28 protein-coding genes are annotated in these 25,400 nt (G+C 63.1%); 17 read left to right on the top strand and 11 right to left on the bottom strand.

From position 1 onward, the window contains the following. Positions 1–28: 28 nt before the first annotated feature. The 7 genes from F758_RS0119125 to F758_RS0119095 all read left to right on the top strand — a co-directional run bounded on the left by F758_RS0119125 (position 29) and on the right by F758_RS0119095 (position 4,479). Positions 29–556, top strand: coding sequence for a hypothetical protein (locus F758_RS0119125; RefSeq protein WP_157450071.1), 528 nt, complete (start codon positions 29–31; stop codon positions 554–556). 67 nt (positions 557–623) lie between these two features. Next, positions 624–1,631, top strand: coding sequence for a YncE family protein (locus F758_RS0119120; RefSeq protein WP_035722427.1), 1,008 nt, complete (start codon positions 624–626; stop codon positions 1,629–1,631). Between the two features lie 22 nt (positions 1,632–1,653). After that, a complete protein-coding gene (locus F758_RS0119115; protein ID WP_024509374.1) occupies positions 1,654–2,430 on the top strand; it encodes a hypothetical protein in 777 nt (258 codons plus the stop codon). 58 nt (positions 2,431–2,488) lie between these two features. Next, the gene (locus tag F758_RS0119110; RefSeq protein WP_024509373.1) at positions 2,489–2,743 is read left to right on the top strand and encodes a hypothetical protein; all 255 of its coding nucleotides are present in this window, start codon (positions 2,489–2,491) and stop codon (positions 2,741–2,743) included. Positions 2,744–2,843: 100 nt separating this feature from the next. Next, the gene (locus tag F758_RS0119105; RefSeq protein WP_024509372.1) at positions 2,844–3,533 is read left to right on the top strand and encodes an RNA polymerase sigma factor; all 690 of its coding nucleotides are present in this window, start codon (positions 2,844–2,846) and stop codon (positions 3,531–3,533) included. A 91-nt stretch (positions 3,534–3,624) separates the two neighbouring features. Then, a complete protein-coding gene (locus F758_RS0119100; protein WP_024509371.1) occupies positions 3,625–4,146 on the top strand; it encodes a DUF4142 domain-containing protein in 522 nt (173 codons plus the stop codon). Positions 4,147–4,155: 9 nt separating this feature from the next. Beyond that, positions 4,156–4,479, top strand: a complete 324-nt coding sequence (locus F758_RS0119095) for a cupredoxin domain-containing protein (RefSeq protein WP_024509370.1) — start codon at positions 4,156–4,158, stop codon at positions 4,477–4,479. A 110-nt stretch (positions 4,480–4,589) separates the two neighbouring features. On the opposite strand, the gene F758_RS0119090 is transcribed toward F758_RS0119095, so the two are convergent. From F758_RS0119090 to F758_RS0119080, 3 genes are read right to left on the bottom strand one after another with little or no spacing between them, the layout of a single operon-like run. Next, complete coding sequence (locus F758_RS0119090) at positions 4,590–5,921, bottom strand: ABC transporter ATP-binding protein (protein ID WP_024509369.1); 1,332 nt, start codon at positions 5,919–5,921, stop codon at positions 4,590–4,592. A gap of 15 nt (positions 5,922–5,936) precedes the next feature. Then, positions 5,937–7,670 (bottom strand): ABC transporter permease, encoded by a 1,734-nt coding sequence (locus tag F758_RS0119085; protein ID WP_024509368.1) that lies wholly within the window; start codon positions 7,668–7,670, stop codon positions 5,937–5,939. Positions 7,671–7,682: 12 nt separating this feature from the next. Next, positions 7,683–9,620 (bottom strand): carbohydrate porin, encoded by a 1,938-nt coding sequence (locus tag F758_RS0119080; protein WP_051386966.1) that lies wholly within the window; start codon positions 9,618–9,620, stop codon positions 7,683–7,685. A 1,015-nt stretch (positions 9,621–10,635) separates the two neighbouring features. Between F758_RS0119080 and F758_RS0119070 the strand changes: the two genes are divergently transcribed. Next, complete coding sequence (locus tag F758_RS0119070) at positions 10,636–10,902, top strand: metal-sensing transcriptional repressor (protein WP_024509365.1); 267 nt, start codon at positions 10,636–10,638, stop codon at positions 10,900–10,902. 398 nt (positions 10,903–11,300) lie between these two features. Here the strand turns inward: F758_RS0119070 and F758_RS44210 are convergent, their stop codons facing one another. The 4 genes from F758_RS44210 to F758_RS0119045 form a co-directional block, all read right to left on the bottom strand. Next, on the bottom strand, positions 11,301–11,615 hold the full coding sequence (locus F758_RS44210) for a hypothetical protein (protein WP_349542970.1): 315 nt from the start codon (positions 11,613–11,615) through the stop codon (positions 11,301–11,303). A gap of 227 nt (positions 11,616–11,842) precedes the next feature. Next, a complete protein-coding gene (dmeF, locus tag F758_RS0119055; RefSeq protein WP_024509363.1) occupies positions 11,843–13,141 on the bottom strand; it encodes a CDF family Co(II)/Ni(II) efflux transporter DmeF in 1,299 nt (432 codons plus the stop codon). Positions 13,142–13,147: 6 nt separating this feature from the next. After that, positions 13,148–13,426, bottom strand: coding sequence for a metal/formaldehyde-sensitive transcriptional repressor (locus F758_RS0119050; RefSeq protein WP_024509362.1), 279 nt, complete (start codon positions 13,424–13,426; stop codon positions 13,148–13,150). 102 nt (positions 13,427–13,528) lie between these two features. Beyond that, positions 13,529–14,341 carry a creatininase family protein gene (locus tag F758_RS0119045; protein WP_024509361.1) on the bottom strand — a complete coding sequence of 271 codons (813 nt, stop codon included), beginning with the start codon at positions 14,339–14,341 and terminating at the stop codon, positions 13,529–13,531. Between the two features lie 116 nt (positions 14,342–14,457). Here F758_RS0119045 and F758_RS0119040 point away from each other — a divergent pair, with 116 nt between their 5' ends. From F758_RS0119040 to F758_RS0119015, 6 genes are all read left to right on the top strand, one after another. Beyond that, the gene (locus F758_RS0119040; RefSeq protein ID WP_024509360.1) at positions 14,458–15,489 is read left to right on the top strand and encodes an ABC transporter substrate-binding protein; all 1,032 of its coding nucleotides are present in this window, start codon (positions 14,458–14,460) and stop codon (positions 15,487–15,489) included. A 3-nt stretch (positions 15,490–15,492) separates the two neighbouring features. Continuing rightward, on the top strand, positions 15,493–16,302 hold the full coding sequence (locus F758_RS0119035; protein ID WP_024509359.1) for an ABC transporter ATP-binding protein: 810 nt from the start codon (positions 15,493–15,495) through the stop codon (positions 16,300–16,302). Further along, the gene (locus F758_RS0119030; RefSeq protein WP_024509358.1) at positions 16,299–17,120 is read left to right on the top strand and encodes an ABC transporter permease; all 822 of its coding nucleotides are present in this window, start codon (positions 16,299–16,301) and stop codon (positions 17,118–17,120) included. The genes F758_RS0119035 and F758_RS0119030 overlap by 4 nt, the downstream gene beginning before the upstream one ends. Further along, positions 17,120–18,106, top strand: coding sequence for a 2-hydroxyacid dehydrogenase (locus F758_RS0119025; RefSeq protein WP_024509357.1), 987 nt, complete (start codon positions 17,120–17,122; stop codon positions 18,104–18,106). Before F758_RS0119030 ends, F758_RS0119025 begins: the two co-directional genes overlap by 1 nt. Before the next feature lie 3 nt (positions 18,107–18,109). After that, a complete protein-coding gene (locus F758_RS0119020) occupies positions 18,110–18,799 on the top strand; it encodes an AprI/Inh family metalloprotease inhibitor (protein ID WP_024509356.1) in 690 nt (229 codons plus the stop codon). Between the two features lie 97 nt (positions 18,800–18,896). Beyond that, the gene (locus tag F758_RS0119015; protein WP_024509355.1) at positions 18,897–19,274 is read left to right on the top strand and encodes a hypothetical protein; all 378 of its coding nucleotides are present in this window, start codon (positions 18,897–18,899) and stop codon (positions 19,272–19,274) included. Between the two features lie 2 nt (positions 19,275–19,276). On the opposite strand, the gene F758_RS49655 is transcribed toward F758_RS0119015, so the two are convergent. After that, on the bottom strand, positions 19,277–19,429 hold the full coding sequence (locus F758_RS49655; RefSeq protein ID WP_157450070.1) for a hypothetical protein: 153 nt from the start codon (positions 19,427–19,429) through the stop codon (positions 19,277–19,279). 248 nt (positions 19,430–19,677) lie between these two features. Here F758_RS49655 and F758_RS0119005 point away from each other — a divergent pair, with 248 nt between their 5' ends. Beyond that, positions 19,678–21,417, top strand: a complete 1,740-nt coding sequence (locus tag F758_RS0119005) for an acetolactate synthase catalytic subunit (protein WP_024509354.1) — start codon at positions 19,678–19,680, stop codon at positions 21,415–21,417. A gap of 414 nt (positions 21,418–21,831) precedes the next feature. Then, entirely contained in the window at positions 21,832–22,137 is a 306-nt protein-coding gene (locus tag F758_RS0119000) for a YMGG-like glycine zipper-containing protein (protein WP_024509353.1), read from the top strand. A gap of 215 nt (positions 22,138–22,352) precedes the next feature. Here the strand turns inward: F758_RS0119000 and F758_RS0118990 are convergent, their stop codons facing one another. The 3 genes from F758_RS0118990 to radC all read right to left on the bottom strand — a co-directional run bounded on the left by F758_RS0118990 (position 22,353) and on the right by radC (position 23,660). After that, the gene (locus tag F758_RS0118990; protein ID WP_024509351.1) at positions 22,353–22,538 is read right to left on the bottom strand and encodes a hypothetical protein; all 186 of its coding nucleotides are present in this window, start codon (positions 22,536–22,538) and stop codon (positions 22,353–22,355) included. A 109-nt stretch (positions 22,539–22,647) separates the two neighbouring features. Further along, a complete protein-coding gene (locus tag F758_RS0118985; protein ID WP_024509350.1) occupies positions 22,648–22,860 on the bottom strand; it encodes a hypothetical protein in 213 nt (70 codons plus the stop codon). 77 nt (positions 22,861–22,937) lie between these two features. Then, the gene (gene radC / locus F758_RS0118980) at positions 22,938–23,660 is read right to left on the bottom strand and encodes a RadC family protein (RefSeq protein WP_024509349.1); all 723 of its coding nucleotides are present in this window, start codon (positions 23,658–23,660) and stop codon (positions 22,938–22,940) included. A 461-nt stretch (positions 23,661–24,121) separates the two neighbouring features. Here radC and F758_RS0118970 point away from each other — a divergent pair, with 461 nt between their 5' ends. Beyond that, positions 24,122–25,315: an MFS transporter gene (locus F758_RS0118970; RefSeq protein WP_024509348.1), complete on the top strand. Its 1,194-nt coding sequence runs from the start codon at positions 24,122–24,124 to the stop codon at positions 25,313–25,315. The last annotated feature ends 85 nt before the right edge of the window (positions 25,316–25,400 follow it).

Below are 25,400 nucleotides of genomic sequence, written 5' to 3'. Positions count from 1 at the left end.
GCAACTCGCATCCTTGATGGAGGTCCTCATGAGAAGAAAGCTGTCGATCGCAGTGTCCGTGGGCTCTTTTATAGCAGGCTTGGTTGCGCTGACCGGCCTCGCCTTCGCCCAGGATGACGGTGGCCGCGGCGCCCTGGCTATCGTGGTCAGCGGCGCCAAAGTCAGCCTGCAGCAAGCGCTGAGGGTTAGTGAGCCGCAGGGACAGCCGATCTCCGCAAAATTCGAGATCGAGGAGAGCGGGCCGCAGCTTTCCGTCTACACCCGGAAGGAGGGAAAATTCTTCGAGATCATTGTTGATCATATGGCCGGCACGACGGCCAAGGTCGAGCCGATCACGGAAGGCGATGATCTCGCGCAGGCCAAGGAGCAGAGCGCGGCACTCGACAAGGCGAAAATGCCTCTGAGAGAGGCTGTCGATAAAGTCCTGCAGCAGGAGCAGCAGGGTGCACGCGCGGTCAGCGTCACACCGAGCCTGAAGGGCGGCCGGCCGGTAGCTGCGATCGCCATTCTCGTCGATGATCGGCATATCACGCGCACCTCGCAGCCGTTGGACTGACAATGTTCGAGCGGTCAAGCGCCAGCTACAAATTCTGCAAGCAGGCGGACGCACCGGGAGGATCGCTATGGCTGCATCAGCATCACGTTTTGCTGCGGCGGGTCTAGCCGGGGCTTTGGCGATCCCGCTCGCCATCGGCGCGGCGATCAGCGCTGAACCCTTGCTGCAGCTCGAGACCAAGGTCCCGCTTGGCGATGTGCGCGGCCGGATCGATCACATGGCGATCGATCTGGCCCGGCACCGACTGTTCGTAGCCGCACTCGGCAACGACAGTCTTGCTGTGGTCGATCTGCAGGCCCAGCGTCTCGATCGTTTGATCAACAAGCTGCCGGAACCGCAGGGCGTGGGGTACGAGCCGGTCACAGACATGCTGTATGTGGCGAACGCGCGCGACGGTTCGGTGCGGCTTTTCAGAGGCGCCGAACTGTCGTCGAGCGGACGGATCGAGCTCGGCAGCGATGCCGATAACATCCGGGTGGATGCAAGCGCCGGGCGCGTGCTCATCGGCCATGGTGACGGTGCGTTGACCATCCTTGATGCCGCCACACAGAAGAAGCTCGCAAGCGTATCCTTGAAGGCGCATCCCGAAAGTTTTCAACTCGACGCAAGCGCAAACCGCATCTTTGTCAACGTGCCCAACAGCGGCGCGATCGACGTCATCGATGGGGCATCCGCAAAGAAGATTGCGTCCTGGCCGACCGCGGGTCGCCGCGCGAATTTTGCGATGGCGCTGGACGGGGCCCACCAACGCGTCCTGGTGGCGTTCCGCCGGCCGCCCCAGCTCGGCGTGTTCAACGTATCGGATGGTGCGCTGATCACGTCGGTCCCCACTTGCGGCGATGTCGATGATCTCTTCGTGGATGCCAAGCGCGACCGGGTTTACCTCAGTTGCGGCGACGGTTTTATCGACGTGCTGGCCGCGGACGGCACGGCCTACCGGCGAGCCGCCCGCGTGCCAACCGCCGGCGGTGCGCGCACTTCCCTGTTCGTGCCTGAGTTGGATCGCCTTCTGCTTGCAGTGCCGGCACGGGGCGAGACCGCCGCCGGAATCTGGATCTATCGTCCGTCGCCGTGAGGCAGCATACGGAGGAGCAGACATGCTCAGCGATGAGTCTCTTCCGATCCGATGCGCCGCTGCATCATTGATCATCATCACTGCCGCGGGCTTTGCGGCGCCCGCCTTCGCCTATCGCCCATTCGACGGTACCGACGCAGCCGTCGCCGAGCCGGGTGAGCTGGAGGTCGAGTTGCAGCCGGCCGGCGCCCGACGCGAGCAGGGAACGACAACCCTGATCGCGCCACAGACAGTGTTGAATTTCGGATTGAGCGAGGGATGGGAGGCGGTGTTCGAGGGACAAGCTGAAACGCCACTGTCGTTTTCGGGGCCGACAGAGCTGACCGCGGCCGGCGCGTTCCTCAAACATGTCGTGGTGCCCGGCAGCCTCCAGGACAAGAGCGGACCGAGCGTCGCAACCGAATTCGGTGTGCTGCTGCCGGACAGCACGGGCGACAGCGGCGTCGGCGCAAGCTGGGCCAGCATCGTCTCGCAGCGCTGGGATTGGGGAACGGTTCACTTCAACACAGAGGCGGTGCTAACGCGGGATCATCATGCCGATGTCTTCGTCGGCACCATCCTCGAAGGTCCCTCGAAATGGAAAGTGCGGCCGGTCGCGGAAGTCTTCTATGAAAAGGAATTCGGCTTGGAAGAGACGATTTCCGGATTGGTCGGCCTGATCTGGCAGGCCAGCGATAAGCTCGCCTTCGATATCGCCTATCGCTACGCGGTGACCAACGGACACCCGGTCAATGAAATTCGTGCCGGATTGACCTTCGCCGTTCCCCTGCGGTTTTTCGAAAGCAGCCACTCGAGGTAGCTCCGCTGTGGCGAACATTTCGTCGGCTCAAACGGGGCGGATACGACAGGAGGATGATATGAAAACAGCCGTCATCAGCACCGCGTTTAGTTTCGCGATTGCTTCTGTGGCGATTGCGGAGACTGGCGGGTATCCCGCGAGCCCGTCGCACGGCATCACAGGTCAAAACCCTGATGGCACGCCGCGCTATGGCAGCGAACTGGACAAAGGCGCACGCCCACCCGACAATACCGTCGGCGGCAACGGCTCCAACGCGGCCGGTGATCGCAGTTCGCATGGAACGCAGAATGCCGGCAAGGAGCAACGCAAATGAGTTTGGACGTTGCGCAGCGAAAATTCGGATGGGCGCCCCGCTTATCTCGGAACCTTTGACCTGAAATTGCATCCAAGCGTTTGACATCAGAGAAACAGCCATGGCTTCGGCGACGCCGGTCAAGACTTTACCAAATTCGATTAGCGACAGCGATCTGGTCCGTCGCGCGCTGGCCCGCGACGAGGCGGCGGTTCGCGCGATCCTGCAGGCCAACAACCGCCGGCTGTTCCGCATCGCCCGCGGCATCCTGCGCAACGACAGCGAAGCCGAGGATGTGGTGCAGGAAACTTACCTCCGCGCTCTGACGCATCTGGACGGCTTTCGCGGTGACTCCAGTCTCTCGACCTGGCTGACGCGCATCGCCATGAACGAAGCGATGGGCCGGCTGCGCCGCCAGCGTCCCTCGTTCGAATGCACGTTGCCGGAGCATGAGCAGGAGGCCGAGATCATCCAGTTTCCCGTCGCATCCGCATCGAGCGATCCGGAAAAATCCATGGCGCAACGCGAAATACAGCGGTTCGTCGAGCGCGCTATCGACGAATTGCCCGAGCCATTTCGGCTCGTCTTCATCGCACGGGTGATGGAGGAGATGAATGTCGAGGAGACTGCCGAACTGCTCGGGCTCAGGCCCGAAACGGTGAAGACGCGGCTGCATCGCGCGCGCCTCATGTTGCGTGAGGACGTGGAGAAGAAGATCGGACCGGTTATCCTGGAAGCATTCCCATTTGCAGGCCGCCGCTGTGAACGGCTCACGGAAGTGGTACTAAAACGACTTGGCTTATCGACTTAGCTTCTCCGGGAACCTCGGCCGGATTCCACCATCCAACTCCTGTGTAACCGTTCGACGGCCGGCCGGTGCCGGCGCAACAGGAGTGTGAGCCATGTTCGTCCGAATGAGTGCGGCCATCGCCGCCATTTGCTTCTTGAGCGGCGCGGTGCTCGCGCAAGGCGCGAAGCTGACCGATCCGCAAATCGCCCACATCGCCTATACGGCAGGCGAGATCGATATCAAGGCCGCGAAACAGGCCCTGGAGAAGGGCCACAGCAAGGAGGTAAAGCAGTTCGCGCAGGATATGGTGCGCGATCATGAGGCCGTGAACAAGCAGGCGCTCGATCTGGTCAAGAAGCTGAAGGTGACACCGGAAGACAACGACACCAGCCGCTCGCTGTCCAAGCAGGCCAATGAAAAATACGCCGAGCTCGGTAAGCTCAAAGGCGCTGCCTTCGACAAGGCCTATATCGAAAACGAGGTCGCCTACCACAAGACCGTGAGCAATGCGCTGGAAACGCAGCTCATTCCCTCCGCGACCAATCCGGAGCTGAAGAATTTGCTCCAGACCGGCCTGAAGATCTTTCAAGGTCACGAACAGCACGCCGAGCATGTCGAGGCGGACCTGAAGTAGGAGCGCGTGATGCTGTCACGATGCGCCGCCGCCATCCTTGGGGCGTTGTTGTTGGTCCCGGCAGCGTGCGTGCCGGCAGCGGCGGCGACGATTCAAATCACGATGGAGAACCTGGAGATCGAGCCGGCGGTGGCCTCGGCCAAAGTTGGCGACACCATCGAATGGATCAACAAGGACGTCCTCGTCCATACCGCTACCGCACGCAACGGCGACTTTGACGTGACGTTGCCGCCGAAGAAGACGGAGAGTGTTGTCCTGAAGAAAGCGGGGACGGTGGACTACTATTGTCGCTACCATCCCAACATGAAAGCGACTCTCAAAGTCGCGCCCTGATGCGCGCCGCTGGATTCGAGGAGTCTGTCATCGGATCCTTCGAGGCTCGCTCCGCTCGCACCTCAGGATGGCGGATCAGACAAGCGAGGAGATGCCAATCGCAGATAACCTCAACCGCTGCCCTCATCCGAGCCTGGATTCTCCAGGCTGAACGTTTCCGACTGTTCGTCGTAGGCGAACAGCTCGGCGTAGCGGCCCCAGGAAACGATCGTCTTCAAGGTCTCGTCGGCATATTCCTCGGACATATAGTCCTCGAGCTCGTTTCGGAAGCGCGCGGCGGGCGCGGTGTGCGAGGGCCGTTCGTCGAGCACGCGCTTGATCAGGCCCATCACCGGCACGTAGGCAAGCAGATGTTCGGCGAACAGTTTCTTACGCGCGTCGGTTTCGAGATTGGCAAAGCGCTTGCCGGCCTCGGTGAGGACGAGGTCGCCGTCGTGAAACAGGGCGAATCGCAGCAGTTGCAGGGATTCACCAAGATGCAGGATCTCGTCGGCCTCGAGCTGCAACTGGCCGGCCAGCACCGGCAGGTCGGCGCGGCCGTAATATGGTTCGGCGGCCAGCGCTTCGATCAGACCAGACAGCACGTTGGAGGAGACATGGTCGAGCACCATGCCAACGGTCGGGCCGGGGATATTTTCGAATGTCGGCGGCGGGGTGGTGGGGCGCTGGGTCATGCGCGCATAGAGATTGTCGACGAGCTGCCGGAACGCCGGATCGAGCCGGTTGCGCGGATGCGGCAGGTCGACCTTGAACTCGGCCGCCACCCGGCCCGGGTTGGACGAAAACACCAGGATGCGGTCGCACATCAGCACCGCCTCCTCGATGTTGTGCGTCACCATCAATACCGATTTGATCGGCAGCCGGCCCTCGCTCCAGAGATCGACCAGGTCGGTGCGCAGCGTTTCCGCCGTCAGCACGTCGAGCGCCGAAAACGGCTCGTCCATCAACAGCAGGTCGGGATGGACGACCAGCGCCCGGGCAAAGCCGACGCGCTGGCGCATGCCGCCCGACAATTCCTTGGGATAGGCGGATTCAAAGCCGTCGAGGCCGATCAGGTCGATCGCCGCCAGCGCCCGCTTGCGCCGCTCCGCGGCATCGATGCCGAGCGCCTCGAGGCCGAGCTCGACATTCTGCAGCACGGTGAGCCAGGGAAACAGTGCGAATGACTGGAACACCATGGCCACCCCATGCGGTGGACCCACGATGGTCTGGCCACGGCAAGACGCATTGCCCGAGGACGGCGCGATCAGCCCGGCGATGATGCGCAGCAGCGTCGATTTGCCGGAGCCGGAGCGGCCGAGCAGGCCGACGATCTCGCCGGAGCGGATCGTGAGATCGACATTGTCCAGCACACGCAGATCTTCACCGCTGCCTTTCGGAAACACCCGGCTGACGCCGCGGATATCGATCAGGGTGGACTGTTGCTTTGACGTGTCGAGCATGAAGGTCCCTCATGGTCAGCCGAGGCGAAGCCGGCGCTCGCCGAAAGCGTAGAGTGGGCGCCAGACCAGCCGGTTGAACAGCGTCACCAGAACGCACATGATGGTGATGCCGAGCACGACGCGCGGAAAGTCGCCGGCCTCCGTGGCCTTGGCGATATAGGCGCCGAGTCCCTTGGCCGACAGATGGGTGTCGCCCCAGCTCGCGACTTCCGCGACGATGGACGCGTTCCATGAGCCGCCGGAGGCAGTGATGGCGCCGGTGATGTAATAGGGGAAGATGCCGGGCAGGATCGCCTTTGTCCACCAGCGCCAGCCCGTAAGGTGCAGGCTGGAAGCGGCCTCGCGCAAATCGCTGGGGAAGGCGGTGGCCCCCGCGATCACGTTGAACAGGATGTACCACTGCGTGCCCAGGATCATCAGCGGGCTCAGCCAGACATTGGCATTGAGCCGGTAATGCACGATGAGCAGCACGAACACCGGAAAAGCGAGGTTGGCCGGAAAGGCCGCCAGGAATTGCGCCAGCGGCTGCACCTGCTCGGCGAGTTTCGGTCGCAGCCCGATCCAGACCCCGACCGGTACCCAGATCAGCGTGGCCAGCGCGATCAGCACGGTCACGCGCAGAAGGGTGACGAGGCCATCTCCGATGGCGCTATAGACGTCTGACGGCTCCAGGCTGGCCGAGAGATAGGTGTAGGCCCGGTACGCCGCGTAGCCTGTGCCGATCCCGATCAGGAGGAACCAGAGCGCATCGACGAGGCGTGAGGGCGGGCCGCTCTTGACCGGGAAGCGGAAGCTCTTCGGCCACTCGACATCGAGGTTTGAAAACGCGCGGTTCAGCCCGGCAAAGGGAAGGGTCAGAGCGCGCAGCGCGCGGGTGCGGCGAAACAGATCGAGCATCCAGGAGGTCGGTGCATCGCCGGACGCGGTCTGCTCGAAGCGGAATTTATCGGCCCAGGCCACGATCGGGCGGAACAGCAACTGGTCATAGGCGATGATGACGAGCAGCATGGTCAGGATGGCGTAGCCGATCGCGGGCAGGTCGCGCTTCTCGATCGCGAGCGCCACATAGGAGCCGACCCCAGGCAGGGTTACGGTGGTGTTGCCGACTGTGATCGCCTCCGAGGCCACCACGAAGAACCAGCCGCCCGACATCGACATCATCGCGTTCCAGATCAGGCCCGGCATGGCAAAGGGCACGTCCAGCCGCCAGAAGCGCTGCCAGCCGCTCAAGTGAAAGCTTTGCGTGGCCTCGTCCAGGTCCTTCGGCACATTGCGCATCGACTGGTACATGCTGAAGGTCATGTTCCAGGCTTGACTGGTGAAGATCGCGAACACGCAGGCGAGCTCGGCGCCCAGCACTTTTCCCGGGAACAGATTGAGGAAGAACACGACCGTGAACGTGAGAAAGCCGAGAATCGGCACCGATTGCAGGATGTCCAGAAGCGGGATCAGCACCATCTCGGCGCGCCGGCTCTTGGCGGCGATCGCCGCATAGACGAACGTGAACACGATCGAGCAGGCCATCGCCAGCAGCATGCGCATGGTGGTGCGCAGTGCATAGAACGGCAGATGTACCGGATCGAGTGTGACGGGAGCGGTGTCCAGCGCCGACAAGGGCAGCGTGGTCTGCTCGCCGCCATAGACGATCAGCACCATGGCGCCGATCACCAGGATCAGGGCCACGACGTCCCAGATATTGGGCCGTGGCGCCTGTGTCAGCACGGCGATGCGGAGATCCTGCAGCGTCATCGGACGAACCCCCTAGAATTCGCCGTGCAGACGGCAGGAGAAGATCGAAACCGGCCCGCGGTCGGCGTTGTAGGCGGGGTTGGCGATGAACTGGTAGTCGGCGGTCACGGTGAAATTCTTGGTCACCTGATAGGCGTAGTAGGCCTCGAGAATCTGCTCGGGGCTGTAGTTCAGACGGCCGTCTCCGATCAACAGGCCGAGGCCGCCCGCCGCGAGAAAATCGCGATGCGCGGCGGAAAGCCCGTTGATCGCCCCGCCCACACCGACGGTGTCGTTGTCACGCCCCCAATAGCTGCCCTTGATGGAAACGCCGCCGGACAGGCTGCGATCGACATCGGTGAAGGACAGGATTTCGTTCTGGCCGTCGTTCCAGCTCAACCGTGCGAATAGGCCGACGTCCTTCATCACCTGCTGCTCGAGATTGGCATAGAAGCCGTATTTCGGATTGACGTGGCGGATGCTCGCCATCACGTCGTTGATGTTCTGGCTCGGATCCGTGGCCTCGATCGCCAGCGCCTGACGATAATTGCCGGTCACGCCCTGATTGCCGAAGACGCCGACCCGCAGCTTGCCGGGCTGCTCGAAGATGGTGTGGCGCTCTTCGAACTCGACCACCGCGCCGCCGGTCTTGAAGGTCAGGGTGTCGCTGTTCGGCTTCGAGGGTACCTCGACAAAGGCTCCGCGCACGGCCCAGTCCTTGCGGTTGAGCTCGACCATGGCGCCGCGCGTGTAGCCGGGCAGATCGGCGGGGAAATCGTAAGCGGCAGATCCCCACAGTGCCCAGTTCATGAAGTCGGCGCGGGGGTCATGGGCGTAAGCGTTGTTGTCGAAGAAATCGCCGACCGCAAAGCGGCCGACCACGAGCGTGACCCGATCGATGTCGCGCTTGCCGGGAAGCTGGTTGGGGCCGTCGGCGACATCCTCCTGCTCGCCGCCGAGACCGAAGGTCTGCTTGAAATAATAACGCTGCGGCCGGATTTTCGGGAAAGCGACGCCGGCTTTCTGCGCCTCCCCGTTCGGGAAGCCGGCGATGCCGAGCGTGCCGTTCAGGCCAAAACCCTGTGCCAGCTCCGGGTTGAAATAGAACTCGCCGCCCTGCCACAGTCGCACGCCGAGAAAGGCGGTCGTGGTCCAGGTCGCCTGTAATTGGCCGCTGCCGGGAAGGCTGTTCTGTCCCGCATAGGGCGAGCGGAACGACGGATAGCCTTGCGGCAGGAAGGTGGTCTGCGCGTGGACATTCCAATCGTTCGACTCGGGCAAGGCCGGCTTTGCATCCGCCGAGCCGGTCGGGCTGAAGAGCCTGTCGCCGAACTGGTAGTTGAGCCCGATCTTGGCGAGATGGATGCGGGGATCGACCGTGACGCCGGGCAGCGCAAAGCTGCTGAGATCATAGGTCTGGCGCGCCAGCTCGATATAGTCATATTCGAGCTTGGCGGTCCAATTGCCGCTGACGGCGAATTCGAGACCGAGACCCGCGGTCCAGCCGGGCTGATAATGCCCGACGGAAGAGACGATGTTGCTGGTGTTCGCCGGATCCTGATTGATGTTGATGTGGGTGTGCCCCCAGGCAAAGCCGCCGGTGATAAACGGCATCCAGTGTCCGAAGGCATAGCCGATGCGGCCCCGCAGCGTGCCGACATAGTCAAGGGTTGTGTTGAACGGAGCGGGCGTCAATGCCGGCTCATCGAGCGGACTGGTAAAGGAGGCATCCGCCTCGATGCCGAGCACGAGATGGTTGGCGAGCTCGCGGTTGTAGCCCATCTGGTAGCCGCCGATCAGGCCAGTGGTGCTGTGCGGAAGGAAGACGCCTTGCAGCGGCAGCGGATTGGTGCCGGGACCAAGGCTCGCGCCGCCATAGCCGAAATGCCCGCCGACATAAAATCCGGTCCATTCGTACACGGCCTTGAACGCGGGTGCCTTCAGCGGCAAGTCCGCCGCGAGCGCCGGCATGCCGAGCCCGAACAGTCCGAGGGCGATCAACGACGTCGACGACCGCGGGCCGCGTCTCGCGCCGCGCGTCTCGCGTGGCGCGGCTGGTGCGATCGTCGATTGCGTCATAAGCCCCAACATTCAATGCCCGTGATAGCCTAGGAAACCTGAGCCCGCCGACCCATCCGGCATCCATTCAGAACCCGGCATGCGCGATTCATTGTCCGGCCTTATTGCAAATCGTTCGCAACTAGACCTTATTGGAAGCTGCTCTCGATGGGAAGGAGCGCTGTCGGACGTTTCGCTAGATCGCATCGTCTAGTGACGTGCGTGCAACACAACACGATGGTCCGGACGCGCCCTCGACTTGTACGAAGGTTCGCCCGTGTCGAACGCGGTGTCCCGATAGCGCAGGGCCGCTCCGAGAGGCAGTCTCCGATAAGACAGTCGCAAGACAGTTTTGTGAAAGCCTGACTCGCCCCCCGCTGCAAACCGCAACGAAGGGTTGGGCTCGTCGGCGCTTTCCAGCTCCCAGCGACAAGTCGGCCGGTTGGAGCCTTCGCCGAGCGCCCAACGGCAAATCAGGCGCGGGGCGCGGGCCCGGCGCGCCGGGCTTTGACGGGTGGCACGGCGGTTGTCGTTGGCCGGCACGGGCGCCTCCAGGCGCCGGGACGGCAGCATTCGGAATTTGGTGACCTTCTCGAACATCGCTCACCTCCATGACCGCGGCCGGCGCGGCAGGAGAGGGAGCGGCAAGGCGGTCAATTAAAGGCGACCACCACCCCTCGCGCGGCTGCCGCCGTCGCGGTCGATCTCATGTTGTGGCGGCAACGCGGCTGCGATTGAAGCAATCGGGCTGGCGTTACCGAAGCGGGTACTGCCCATGGTCTCTTCATTAGGGTTGAAGCGCGGCAGCGGGCATTCGCTGCGAGCGGCCGCAACCGGCACATAGGCCTGGTCCCAGCGCGAGTCAAGCTTCCACCGCTATCCTACGGGCAGGATCATTGTTATCCTCCGGGGAGGATAGGAGACGCCAATGCCGGACCAGCCGCATGCTGCGATCGCCCGCCGCCTGAGGCGCGCCCATGGTCATCTCGAGAGCATCATCGAGATGATCGAACAGGGGCGACCCTGCGCCCAGATCGCACAGCAGTTGCAGGCCGTCGAAGGCGCGATCGAAAACGCCAAGAAAGCCCTGATCCACGATCACATCAGCCACAGCCTCGAACGGACGTTGAAGGCATCGGGGGCAAAGGGGCAGGCGGCGCTGAAGCAATTCAGGCAGATCGCGAAATATCTGTAGGGTCCCGCGTTATGGCAGATGCGCGAGCCGGGCCTGGAGCGACGGCGTGCCCGTAACCTCCACCTTTGGTCTGATCGTCTTGGTAGGGAACTTACATCTGTAAAGGAGGTTACCATATCGTGAGATTTGTTGGGACTTCGCTCCGACGCGGAGGAAAACCAATGAAGCCGATCAAGGTCGTACCGTCCTCATCCGGCGAGGTGTATCTGGTACTCGCCATCGTGAGCACCGTTTTGATGGGCGAGATGGCTGTCTTCGCGCTGCTGCGCGCAGGCTGAGGTCGGAAGAGGGCCGTTGGGGCACTCTCGCTGTGAGCGAATCGTTCGCTCCAGCGCACGCGGGCGTCATTGCGGAATGATATCCGCTCCGTTCCGTGTGGGAATGAGAGCGGGACAGCGCTACGAGGTAGAGCTGGGCGGGCTCGTCAGCGGCCGCAGCCTCGAACGACGGCGCCAGCACTGGAAATTAATGACGCTGCCGACAATGACCATCGGCGCCACTGCAATAATCGCCATGAGCGGCGACAGCGGCTTCGGCGAAATGAGTTCAAGGACCATCTCGGACACCATCCAAAGCGTCGCGAAGACCACGGCGAAATCGATCCTCGGAACACGAAGCCAATACAGGAGGGCCGAAACGGCGGTGGCCGGCGCAATGGCAGCGCCGATCATGTAAACGTTCAGCTCCGGTGGAGTCGCCGCGTCGATCACCATGGACGCGAGAAGCCAAAGGCTTGCGAACATTGCGATCACGTCGAAACGTTTCACGCGATTCTCCCGTGCGACAATTTGGCACACGAAACACGCCGGCCGTCCCTCTCGTCAAGGGTCAACGCCGCAGTGCAGCGGATTTTCTTCGGTCTTAAGTGGTAGGATGGGAGTGCGCCCGCGCGCGAATATCTCTCCGTCCCGCCTGAGGAGCGTGCGCCGCCGGCCTGTGCTCAGCCCCGCGCGCGTGGCGCGTGCTGGACCTCGACCGTGACGTGCGAGAGGTCGGTAAAGCGCGCCAGGCGCCGGCGATAATGCGCCGCTTCGCGCGACTTGCTGGTCGCCACGCTCACGATGGCGCCGAGATGTCCGGGCCCGAGCCGCCACAGATGCAGGTCGGTAACCTGGTCGCCCTCGCTCTCGACCGCCTGGCGAACCTTCTCGGCGATCCCTGAATCCGGCAAGCGATCAAGCAGAATGCCGCCGGTGTCCCGCAACAGGCCGATTGACCAGTTCGCGATCACCAGCGCACCGATGAGGCCGGCGAGCGGATCCATCCAGGCCCAGCCGAAGCCGCGCCCCAGCAGCAGGCCGGCAATCACCAGCACCGAGACGGCAGCATCGGCCATGACATGGACGATAGCCGCGCGCATGTTGTTGTCGCGCCGATGGGCCGCGTCGTGGTCGTGGCTGTGCTCGTGCTCCTCGAGCCGAAGCTCACGCCGCCATTGCTGGCCTGCCTCCAGCAGCGACACTTGGCAGACAAAGGCATGCGGCTCCGGAACCTCCTCGCGCGATTCCAGATACCCGCCTCGGTCCGCGAAGGCGAAGAGCTGGCGGCTGCCATCGGGACGCACCGTTTCGATGGCGAAATCGGATGCCATCGGCAGCGCGCCGCTTTCCGCGATGATGCGAAAGCGCGGCGGGGTACCGTGCTCAAAGATCTCGATGGCCAGCTCGCGCGTGCCGAACGTCACAAGCTGGGGCGCCTCGCCGTGGTGGTGATCCTGCTCATGATGAGCATGGCCATGATGACCAACATGATGGCCATGGCTGTTCCCGTGATCATGCCCGCCCGACAACAGCCAGGCGCTTGCGACGTTGACGATCAATCCCACCACCGCGATCGGGATCGCTTCGTCGAAGTGGATCTGGACGGGGTTGAGCAGGCGTTCGACAGCCTCGTATCCGATCAGCAGCGCAATCATCGCCAGCACGATCGCGCTGGTATAGCCCGCGAGATCACCGAATTTGCCGGTGCCGAAGGTGAAGCTGCGGTCGTGAGCGTATTTGCGGGCATAGGTGTAGGCCAGCGCAGCGAGCAGCAGTGCGCCGGCATGCGTCGACATATGCAGACCGTCGGCGATCAGCGCCAGCGAGCCGAACAGTGCGCCGCCGACGATTTCCGCGACCATCATCACACCGCACAGAACGATCACCGCCCAGGTGCGGCGCTCGGCCCTGTCATGGTCTCGGCCCAGGAAAACGTGTTCGTGCCGGGCAAGCTGGAACGCGTGGTCGACGTCCGCCATGGTCACTCACCTCAAATAGGTGTGAACGACATCGATGAGTTGCTCGGCCGCATCGGCGTTCAATGCGCCCGGATTCTTTTGCGGATCGACCAGATGGGTGCGCACATGGTCCTCGACCACCTCGGCCATCAGGCCTGCGACGCTGCCGCGGATGCCCGCGATCATGTGCATGATCCGGCCGCACTCCATCTCGTCGTTGAGCGCGCGCTCGAGCGCCTCGACCTGGCCGCGAATCCGGCCCACGCGTGCCAGCAGCTTTTTCTTCTCTTTGATTGTGTGCGTCATGCCGGCCCTCATAGGGTACCCCCCTATGCTATGTCAAGGCGAACAAAAGGGCCGCGCCCCGGGGCGGCCAGGCGGGTCGGGACGTCATAACGTGCGGTCAGATTAAATTAGCCCCGCGGCCCTCAGCGTCTTCACGTCGAATTTATCGACATCCTCGAGCAGTTCGACGAACGCGCGCGCGCCGTGCTCGATCAGGCGCTCACCTTTCTCCGCCGAGCCTTGCGTCGCATCGCCGACCGCGCCGCTTGGATGCAGGTCCTGCGTTTGCCAGGCGAACGGCGCGGGCCGTTGCGTCGAAAGCCAGCGATATCGCTTGTCCATGTCGAGGCCGGCGGAGCGGAAATTGGCGATTTTGTCGATGCGCACATGCTCGGCGAACCGTGCCAGCATGATGGACGTTTCCACCGCGCCGCCGTGAATGCCGTGGCGCAGCTCTTCGTCGGAGAACAGCCCCTGTGGTGCGCCGAAGCGTGACCACGAGGTGGTGACCACCAGCAGGCCAAGCGAGGCGCGCAGCTCCTGCGCGACCAGCATCATGGCCGCGCTATTGCCGCCATGGCTGGTGACGATCACAAGCTTTTTCACGCCCGCCCGCGCGACGCTCTCACCCAGCGCCGTCCACTGCCGCAGCGCGGTTTCCGCCGACAAGGTCAGTGTACCCGGAAAATCGATGTGTTCGGTCGAGATGCCGACAGGCTGCACGGGCAGGAATGTGGCCGGAAGATCGGCCGGCAGCAGCTCGCGCACGCGCGAGAGGTAGACTTGCGCGATCATCACATCCGTGCCGAGCGGCAGATGCGGACCATGCTGCTCGGTCGCGGCGAGCGGCAGCACCGCTATCCAGCGGGCAGGCTCGGCGGCGTCGATCTCGGGCCAGCTTATGTCGGCCCAGTCGCGGGGCGGGGTGGCATTCATCGCGCGAAAGGTTTCATTCGGGACATTTGCAAGCTAGTTTAGCTTCCATTCCGGAATGCTGTAAGCATCCGAAAGACCTCCCAATCATGGGCCAGAATGATCAACGGAGTCCAACCATGAACCCGGCTCTTTTGCGGCGAGCGTTAACCAGCCTTGCCGTGGCCTGGCTGATGACCTCACCCGCATCCGCCCAATCAAAGCCGGACGGCCAACTGGATAAGGTCTCCTTCGGAACCAACTGGGTCGCCGAAGCCGAGCATGGCGGATTCTTCCAGGCGGTTGCCGATGGCACGTATAAGAAATACGGCCTCGATGTCACTATCGTGCCGGGCGGGCCGAACACCAATAACCGCATGCTGGAGATCGCGGGCAAGATCGATTTCTTCATGGCGGCGAACACGCTGATGTCGTTCGATGCGGTCGCCAACAACGTGCCTGTCGTGGCGGTGGCCGCGATGTTCCAGAAGGATCCGCAGGTGCTTCTGACTCATCCCGAGACCAAGGCGACCAAGCTCGAAGATTTGAAGCCGCTGACGCTGTTCGTGTCCAAAGAAGGGATGACAAGCTACTTCCAGTGGCTGAAATCGGAGTATGGTTTTAACGAAAAAAACGTGCGTCCCTATACCTTCAATCCACAGCCCTTCATCGCCTCGGCGCAAAGCGCGATGCAGGGCTATGTCAGCTCCGAGCCGTTCGCGGTCGAGAAGGCCGCCGGCTTCAAACCCACGATCTTCCTGCTCGCCGACTACGGCTTCAACAGCTATTCGACGCTGATCGAGACGCGGCGCGACATGATCGAGACAAAGCCAGACCTGGTGCAGCGCTTCGTCGATGCGTCGATCATCGGGTGGTACAACTATATCTACGGCGATAATTCGGCCGGCAATGCGCTGATCAAGAAACTCAACCCGGAAATGACCGACGAACTGCTCGCCAATTCCGTCAGCAAGATGAAGGAATACGGCATCGTCGATTCCGGCGACTCGTTGAAAAGCGGCGTCGGCGCCATGACGGACGAGCGCGTGACCAGCTTCTTTCAGAAAATGGTGAAGGCGGGCGTCGTGCGCCCCGACCTCGACTATCGCAAATCCTACACGCTTCGCTTCGTCAATAAGGGCGTTGGCCTGGATTTGCGGCCAAAGAACTGACGGATGGTGCAGGTCTTGTCCGATATCGACGCGGATCTTGCGGGACTCTCCGTCAGCCTGCGCGGCGTCACCAAAACCTTTGAAGGCGGAATTTCGGCGCTCGGACCTCTGGACCTGAAAGTCCGCAAGGGCGAATTCCTGGCGCTGGTGGGCCCCTCAGGTTGCGGCAAATCGACGGCGCTACGCCTGATCGCGGGGCTTGCCACGCCGACCACGGGCACCGTCCAGACATCCCGCCATGATCGTGATGCGCGGCCGGGCCACGCCATCGGCTTCGTGTTTCAGGAGCCGACGCTGATGCCGTGGACCTCGGTGTGGGAGAACGTGCGCCTGCCCTTGAGACTCGCGCGCACTCCGGCCGCCGCGGCGGACGTGCGCATCAGGGAGGCGCTGGAGCGCGTCGGTCTTGCCGAATTCGCGCAGAGCTATCCCCGCGAACTCTCCGGTGGCATGAAGATGCGCGTATCGCTGGCCCGCGCGCTGGTGACCGACCCCGATATTCTCTTGATGGACGAGCCGTTCGCCGCGCTCGATGAGATCACCCGCTTCCGGCTCAACAACGACCTGCTTGCGCTGTGGCGCAATCTGCGCAAGACCGTCATCTTCGTCACCCACTCGGTGTTCGAGTCCGTTTATCTGTCGCAGCGCGTGGTGGTGATGACCTCGCGCCCGGGCCGCATCGCAGCCGAGATCGGCATCGCAACGGTCGAGCCGCGCGGCGAGGAGTTCAGAACGTCCGCCGCCTATGCCGATTACTGCCGTAAGGTTTCCGCGGCGCTGGCGCCGGCCTATTCCGGGCGGTCCGCGCTATGAGCGCTCAAGGCAAGAAGCAGGTTGCCGACGGTGGCAACGCCTTGCGGCTGTTGCGGATCGTGCTGCCGGTGCTCGTGCTGGCGCTGGGCCTGATCGTCTGGGAACTCGTGGTGCGCCTCAATGACATTCAGCCCTATGTGCTGCCCGGACCGGTACTTGTCTTCAAGACCTTGATCAGCGATTGGGACGTGCTGTGGCAGTCGCTGCTGACGACGCTGCTTACGACGCTTGAAGGTTTCATTGCCGCATCCGTCGGCGGTATCGGGCTGGCGCTTCTGTTCAACCAATCAAAGCTCCTGGAATATTCGTTGTTCCCCTATGCGGTGATCCTGCAGGTGACGCCTGTCATCGCGATCGCCCCGCTGCTGCTGATCTATCTGCCGCAGCAGACCGCCGTCGTCGTCTGCGCCTGGATCGTCGGATTTTTTCCGGTGCTGTCCAACACCACGCTGGGGTTGAACTCGGTGGACCGCAATCTCGCCGGTCTGTTTCAGCTTTATGGCGCCTCGCGCCTCCAGGCACTGCGGCTGCTCAAGTTGCCCTCGGCCTTGCCCTATATTCTCGGGGGCTTGCGCATCGCCGGCGGATTGTCGCTGATCGGCGCCGTGGTCGCGGAGATCGCGGCGGGCACCGCGGGGGCAGGGTCCGGACTTGCCTATCGGATCGCCGAATCCGGTTATCGTCTGAACATTCCCCGCATGTTCGCGGCGCTCCTGCTGTTGTCGCTTGCCGGGATTGTCATCTATGGGTTGCTGGCGCTAATTTCGCATCTCGCATTGCGGCGCTGGCATGAAAGCGCGCTTGGAAAGGAAAGCTGATGGCGGCCGGAACAATCTCCTCCGAAAAAATCGATCTCCTCGTGCATGGACCGCGCAAGCCGATCGTTGATGACGGTTTTCCCGATCAATTCGTGCTGCATCATTTCGAGACCACGGGCGATCTGGAACGGCTGACGCCGGAAGTAGCCGCAAAAATCCGCGGGCTCGCGATTACCTACAATTCGGTGCGCGCCGATGCCAAGACGCTGGCGCGGTTTCCGAAGCTCGAGATCGTGTCCTCCTTCGGCGTAGGTTACGATCATGTCGATGCCGCCTATGCCCGCGATCACAACATCATGGTCACCAACACGCCTGACGTGCTGACCGAAGAGGTCGCCGATCTCGCCATGGGCCTTCTGATTGCGACCCTGCGCGAGTTCGTCAAGGCGGACAAATATCTGCGCGCCGGTCTGTGGCAGACGCAGCAATATCCCTTGAGCGCCGGCTCGCTGCGCGACCGCAAGGTGGGCATGGTCGGCATGGGCCGGATCGGACAGGCGATCGCGCGGCGGCTTGAGGCCTCGCTGGTGCCGGTGGTCTATCACACCCGCAATCCGGTTCCGGGCCTGTCCTATCAGCATTATCCCAACCTGATGGAGATGGCGAAGGCGGTGGATACGCTTGTCGTCATCGTCCCCGGCGGGGCGGGAACGGCGAAGATGATCAACGCCGAGGTCATGAAGGCGCTGGGGCCGCGCGGGGTCATCATCAACGTTGCGCGCGGCACGGTTGTGGATGAGCAGGCGCTGATCCACGCGCTCAAGTCTGGGACCATTCTGGCGGCCGGGCTCGACGTGTTCGAGCGCGAGCCGCACGTGCCGGATGAGCTGAAGGCGATGCAGAACGTCGTGTTGCTGCCACATATCGGCTCGGCCTCCGTGGTCACGCGGAATGCGATGGACCAACTCGTCGTCGACAATCTCAAGGCCTGGTTCGCCGGCAAGCCGCCGCTCACACCGGTGGCGGAAACGCCCATAAAGGCTTAAGCGATGAAACATGCCGCGTTGCTTGCGTGTGCGCTCCTGGCGATGCCGGCCGTGTCGCCCGTGTGCGCGCAGGACGCGGCAAGCCTGAAGCAGGAGATGATCGGCCAGTGGGAGCTGTCCACGACCGATCGCAGCAAGACCTGCGTGGTGACGCTGAAAGGGGATTCGACCTCGCATGGGTTGAAGCTCGCGCTCGAGCCCGGCTGCGCAGCGGCACTGCCCTTCACCAAGGACATCACCAACTGGAGCATCAAGGGGCTCGATATCGTCCGGCTGCAGGATGCCAAGGAGGAATCGGTCCTCGATTTCACCGAGGTCGAGACCGGCATTTTCGAAGGCGTTCGCCCCAACGAGGGCGTCTATATCCTGCAGAACCTCGCCGCCGCCCGCTCGCTCGCCAAATCGATGGACCAAATGATCGGGGACTGGGCCATGGTCCGCGGCGACGGCAACACCGTCTGCGGCCTGACGCTGACCAACAACGATGCCGGCAGCGATAATTTTCAGGTGTTCCTGAAACCGAAATGCGATCCTGTCATCGCTGCGTTCGCGCCGACGCAATGGCGCCTGGAGCGCGGCCAGATCCTCCTGATGTCCGATCGCGGCGAGACCTGGCATTTCGAGGCGGATGATAATGCACAGTGGCGGCTGGTGCCCGATAGTGCCGATCCGCTGATCATGCTGCGGCAGTAAGCGGCTTCGGCCCCCCGGGGGCGGAACCCTGGCGAGCCAGCAAGCGTTGGCTCCATCTCATGTTGTGCGATGCCTGCCGGCCACTGGAGCAGCAGCCATGGCGAAGAAAAAGGTCTTGGCGATCGGGATCGATCCGTCCTTCGTGGATTTTTCGGCCCTGCCGCAATTCACGCCCGAGCTGTTTCGCCAGCACATCGATACCCAGGTCGATCGGGTGCGCGATCTCGGCTACGACGTCACGCTGTGCTTGATCGATCTCGGCGATACCGCGGAGGCGGTGACCGCCGACGCGCTCAGGGCCGTCGCCTTTGATTGCGTGCTGATCGGCGCGGGCCTCAGGCAGCCGCCGGAGCGGCTGCTGCTGTTCGAAAAGATCCTCAATCTCGTGCACCGGCTCGCGCCGACCGCCGCGATCTGCTTCAACACTACGCCCGCCGATACGGCAGAGGCCGTGCAGCGCTGCATCGGGTCTTGAAGCTAGTGTCCTGAACCAGAAGTTCGCGGTATTTGCCGGGCGGTTGCCGAGGTATTGTATCGGCAGAAGCGTTCGATGGAAGCGAGGATGATCAGACCGTCGTCGTTCAGTTCCATGACTTCGCCAAAATCCATCTGCTCGCCTTTGCCCGGCATCGCGCGGATACTCCCAGATCAGGCGCTTGCCGTCGGTGAGCTAGCCGGTCTGATAATACGGCCGGACGTGCGACTTGCGTTAGCCAGGCTGCGCAATTAGCAGCCGCAGTGTCGCAACTCCCGTGCGAATTGCGCATATCGTCATTTCCGAACGCCCGCGATGCAGGAACGATGATCGCCCGCGCCAATTGACGCAACAGATCCGCTCGGCGGATTTGCCGGAAACAACGCATCAAGGATGATCGATCATGCTCGACCGCACTCAAACCGTTGCCGATCGCATCGCCAATGCGCTTCAACGTCACGGGGTTTCGTTCGCCTTCGGACAGAGCGTGCCGTCCGCGGTAATACTCGCGTGCGAGGCGCGCGGCATCAGGCAAATCACCTATCGCCAGGAGAACATGGGCGGTGCGATGGCCGACGGTTTCGCGCGCATCTCGGGCCGGATTCCCGTGATCTTCTGTCAGAATGGACCTGCGGCGGCCATCATGGTCGCGCCGTTCGCCGAGGCGATGAAGGCCGGCAGCCCGATCGTGGCGCTGATCCAGGACGTCGAGCGTGCGCATATCGGCAAGAATGCGTTCCAGGAATATGATCATCAATCGTTGTTTGCGCCGGTCACCAAATGGTTCCGGCGCCTGGAGGACCCGGACCAGATCGACGATTTGATCGATGCGGCATTCGTTGCCGCCGGTACCGGCCGCCCCGGCCCCGCGGTGCTCATGCTGCCGCTCGATCTGCAGCGCGCTAAAGCGAGCGGCCGCTTGCGTCGCAGCCTTCGGCTCGACGCCTGGCCCATCGATCGGCCGCGTCCGCCGCAATCGCTGATTGTGCAAGCGGCTGAACTGATCGCATCCGCCGAGAATCCGGTGATCGTTGCGGGAGGCGGTGTTCACGCATCGCAAGCGAGCGCCGTGCTTGCAAGGCTGCAGGAAGAAGCAAGCCTGCCGGTTGTGACCACCAATATGGGCAAGGGCGCAGTCGCTGAAACGCACCCGCTCTCGGCGGGGCCGCTTGGCGCGTTGAATGGACCCGGCTCGCTCGGCCGCCACACCAGGCCTTTCTTGGATGAGGCGGACGTCATCCTGCTGGTCGGCACCAGGACCAATGAAGACGGCACTGACGCATGGACACTGATCCCGCGGCAGGCGCGGCTGATTCACATCGACATCGATCCGGAAGAGATCGGCCGCAACTATGAAGCCATGCGGTTGCTCGGCGATGCGCGCGAGACGCTTGCGGCGCTTGCAGAGACGACCTTCGCCTGCGACCTCGCGAAGCGGCGGGCGGCGCGCGCGAAGCTTGAGAGGCGGATCGCCGATGCCTGGGCCGCCTTTGATGTCGACCGGGCAAAGGAGGCCCGCAGCGACGCCGCGCCGATCCGGCCCGAGCGGATCATGACTGCGCTGCAAGCGCATCTCGACGACGATACGATCGTCGTCGCCGACGCAAGCTATGCCTCCAACTGGGTGGTCGGCTATTTGCGCACCGCCTCACCACAAACGCGCATCATCACGCCACGTGGGCTGGCGGGTCTCGGCTGGGGCTTTCCGCTTGCGATCGGCGCCAAGCTGGCGCGGCCGCAGGCGAAGGTTGTCGCTGTGGTGGGAGATGGCGGTTTCGGCCATGCCTGGGCGGAGCTTGAAGCGGCCGTCCGCACGGGTCTCGCGCTGACGGTGGTCGTGCTCAACAACGCCGTGCTCGGCTACCAGAAAGATGCCGAACAGGTGAAGTTCGGCCGCTACACGTCGTCGGGACATCTCGGCCGTGTCGATCATGCGGCGATCGCCCGCGCCTGCGGCGGAAGAGGTGAGGTGATCGAGACCGTCGCCGATCTGGACGTTGCGCTCGATGCCGCGCTCGGGGCGCAGGCCGTGACCCTGCTCGACGTCAACACTGATGCGTGCGCGCATCCGCCGGTCTCGCTCTATGCCGGCAAGCTCGACCACGCGACGGCACAGGGCATCATTCACGAAGCAGTCCCGTAGCGGCCGTTACCGAGTTTTGTTGCGGCGCTTTTTCGCAACGCGCCGCTTTGCACGTCCGCGCTCGAGATCACGGCGGGCTCTCCGCCTGGTCTGCTCGGAATATTGCCCTTTGGGCGGCGCAGGAATCCTTTTACCTGCCCGCCGTTCACGTGACAATTTGATGGCAAGGGCTTGCGCCTGCTTTTTGCTCTTGGCCATGCTGAACTCCTCTCGATGAGACATGACCATGGGTCAATAGCGGTCCCGCGACAGCGTTCCCTCACGTTCGACATCGGGCCGTCATGATTGGTTGCTGTGTCGCGGCGGCAGGTTGAAGCGCTTTTCCCGCGCGAGGCGAAGGCGAAGCGATTGACTTGCGCCAAAGCGATTGCGAACAAGCGTCGTGGAATGAAACGCAAATGGAGAACTGCACGGATGTTCAAAAAGCTTGGAATTGCCGCGTTGCTGGCGCTCTCGGTCGCGATGCCCGTTCATGAGGCCGTGGCCCAGGATACGCTGGGCGGGGCGCTGTTGGGCGGTGCTGCGGGCGCCATTGTCGGCGGCGCGGTCGGAGGGGGCCGCGGTGCAGCAATCGGCGCGATCGTCGGCGCGGGCACAGGCGCGGCCATTGCCAGCGAGGGCGAGCGCCGCCGCGGCGGCTACTATTATTATCGCGATGGTTGCTACATCCAGCGTCCCGACGGCGCCTGGATCCGCGTTCGTCCGCGCTACTGCTATTGACTGCAATATCGTCGAATGACGCCGATCAGTTCGGAGAGGCGCCCGGCGGTGCCTCTCGATTGATCGGCAATATTGCTGAACTCGGCGCAGCTTGAGCGCGACTCAGTCTCACCTTTGCGGTCGCGCCGGATCTCGCCGAAGATGATGCAGTCGTGTGTGCGAACGCCGAAGAGCGCGGCGGTCGCGCATCCGTTCAAGCTTACAGGCCGGATTGATTATATATCAGAGCGATCCGGTAGCGGGTCGATTCGCGCGACCTGGCAAGAGAACGTGTCGACTTGCGCCGGCATGATCGGGCCGCTCACTTTTTCAACCCAATCCAAGAACCTGTCGATCAGGTAAACGGGCGTCAGCATCGCCAAGCCCACGCCCCACATCCGCACCGCTGTCTCGTTCATCATCGATCCCCTCCTTCGATGACGAGCTTTTCTGACACACATCCTGCGGAACGAGAAGCGGATAGTAAATGGATGGTAAATGGGCGGATGAGCCGAATCAATTTCATCCCCTTCAGGCTTGCCTGCCGCCCTTGCCGACGCGTCGCGCTTCGGATGTCCATGGCAGCTTCGCGTTGCTGAGCTTGCGCCTTCGCAATGGCTGCAGCTTGAGCCATGCAGCCTGCTCCCGCCCCACCTCCGCTTCTGCAATGACCTCTAGTCTAATCGCATCGATCTCACCGGACGAGAGGACTGTGCCGGGACCATACTTCATCGGCTTCTCCATGGATGTGTCTCGGTCCTGGGAGTGTTTGGGTTCTTGACGGGAATACGTGGTCCGAAAGACCTTCTGGCGCGGCGGAGCTACATCAGCCGCATCCCCTTCAGGCTCGCGTGCCCGCCTCTGCCGACGATGATATGGTCGTGCACGGCAATCCCGAGCGGCGCGGCGATGTCCACGATCGCCTTCGTCATCCGCACATCCGCCTGCGATGGCGTGGGATCGCCCGAGGGGTGGTTGTGCACCAGGATGATCGCGGTGGCGGAGAGTTCGAGCGCGCGCTTGATCACTTCGCGCGGATAGACCGGGGTGTGGTCGACCGTGCCGGTCTGCTGCACCTCGTCGGAGATGAGCTGGTTGCGCTTGTCCAGGAACAGGATCCGAAATTGCTCCTTGTCCGCAAAGGCCATGCTGGTGCGGCAATAGTCGATCACGTCGCTCCATGACGAGAGCAGCGTCCGCTGCTTCAATTCACCCTTCGCGATGCGGGGGGCCGCCGCGGCGATCAGCTTGAGCTGGCTGATCGAGGCGTCGCCCATGCCGTCGACCTCGCGGAGCAGCGTTTCCGGCGCGTGGATCACTTCGGCGAAGGAGCCGAATCGTTTCAAGAGCGCCTTGGCGAGCGGCTTCATGTCGCGCCGTGGCTGCGCCGCGAACAGCACCATCTCCAACAGCTCGTAGTCGGTGAGCGCATCCGCGCCTGATTGACGAAAACGCTCGCGCAGGCGCTGCCGGTGGCCGTGATAATGCGGCTCCTCGCGTGGCCCTTTGGGCTGGTCCTGAGACGGGTCGGGTTGTTCGGCCATCGCCACCAATGTGCCGAGGCGGAAAAGATTTGCAACCCTGAAGTGCGAGGGCGGCACGATCAGGCCGCAATGCGCGCAGGGTGGGCATTCGCACGGACATTTGAGTTGAGCTCGCCGATGATGACTTCCAAAACCGGCTCATCAACGCCGTAGCTGTCCCGCTTTCGCATGTCGCGTCACGGGCCATCTTGCCAAGGCGGGAGCGATCATTAAGTCATCCTTGTAGGTCATCCTTCGCGATTTGGTCCGGCGGGGGCAGGCGGACAAATCGATTTCAAAACAAGCTTGATCCGGAGGGAGACGCCACGCGGCTCGGGGCTGCAGAGCCTTGTGCCTGCGTCCAAGGCCGGCCGTCGCTATCGGAGGTGCCGATCATCGTCGGCATCGCCGCGAACTAACTCGCCTGATCTTTTGGCAAATCTCGGGGAACGCCCGTTCCCAGCAAAGGAAAATCAAGAAACATGACCACGATCGCTTCCGATCTGCCGGGCGACTCGCAAGAGGTTTCGGGCTGGATCACTCTTCTGCTGGCCGCATCGTGCGGCCTGATCGTCGCCAATCTCTACTACGCGCAGCCGCTGGTGGGACCGATCGCCGCCGATCTGGGGCTGTCGCCGCAACTCGCCGGGCTGATCGTGACCATGACACAGATCGGCTATGGCGCCGGTCTATTGCTGATCGTGCCGCTTGGAGACCTCGTCGAGAATCGCAGGCTCGTCATTGCCGTGACCGGTCTTGGTGCCCTGGCGCTCGCCGGGGCCGCGCTGTCGAGCGCGCCGCTGCCGTTTCTCCTGGCATCCCTGCTCATCGGGCTGGGATCGGTGGCCGTGCAGATCCTCATTCCCTATGCCGGCCATCTTGCGCCCCACGCCGTGCGCGGCCGGGTGGTCGGCAACGTCACCACGGGCTTGATGCTGGGCATCATGCTGGCGCGTCCCGCCTCGAGCTTCATCGCGGCGGTGTCGTCCTGGCACGTGGTCTACGGCATCTCGGCCGCGATCATGGTCGCGCTATGCCTGGTGCTCCGCCGCTCGCTGCCGGTCAGTGAGCCGAGGGCGCGCCTCGGCTACGGCAAACTTCTGGCTTCGATGGTGCACCTGGCGCGGACCACGCCGGTGCTACGGCGTCGCGCGCTCTACCAGGCCGGTCTGTTCGGCGCGTTCAGCCTGTTCTGGACCACGGTGCCGCTGGTGCTCGCGGGCCCCGGCTTCCGTTTCTCGCAAGCCGGCGTTGCCTTGTTCGCGCTGGCCGGCGTCGCGGGTGCCATCGCTGCCCCGCTTGCGGGCCGCATTGCCGACCGCGGCTGGACCCGCCCCGCCACCGCTTTCGCCATGCTGCTGACCGCCGGCGGTTTTGCGCTGACCCGGTTCGGTGAACTGGGCTCGCCGCTGTCGCTGGCCGCATTCGTGGCGGCGGCGATTGCGATTGATTTCGGCGTGCAGGCCAATGTCGTGCTGGGTTACCGCGCGCTGTTCGTGCTGGGCGCGGAGCAGCGAAGCCGCCTCAATGGGCTTTATATGACGACGTTCTTTCTCGCCGGCGCGGCGGGCTCGGCGATCGGCGGGTGGGCTTATGTGCAAGGCGGCTGGACGCTGGCGGCCTCAATCGGCGGCGCGCTGCCGCTATTGGCGCTGATCTATCTCGCGACGGAATGAGGTAGAGCGGGATGAATTGCGTGGATCGGCCGGCGGACTCGTTCCACCTCTGCCCAAGCATTGCATCCGGCCATACGAAGCATCA

It is taken from the genome of Bradyrhizobium sp. ARR65 (assembly GCF_000472385.1).
Classification (GTDB): domain Bacteria; phylum Pseudomonadota; class Alphaproteobacteria; order Rhizobiales; family Xanthobacteraceae; genus Bradyrhizobium.
The sequence above is the reverse complement of the archived record's forward strand: the minus strand, read 5'-3'. Positions and strand labels throughout refer to the sequence as shown.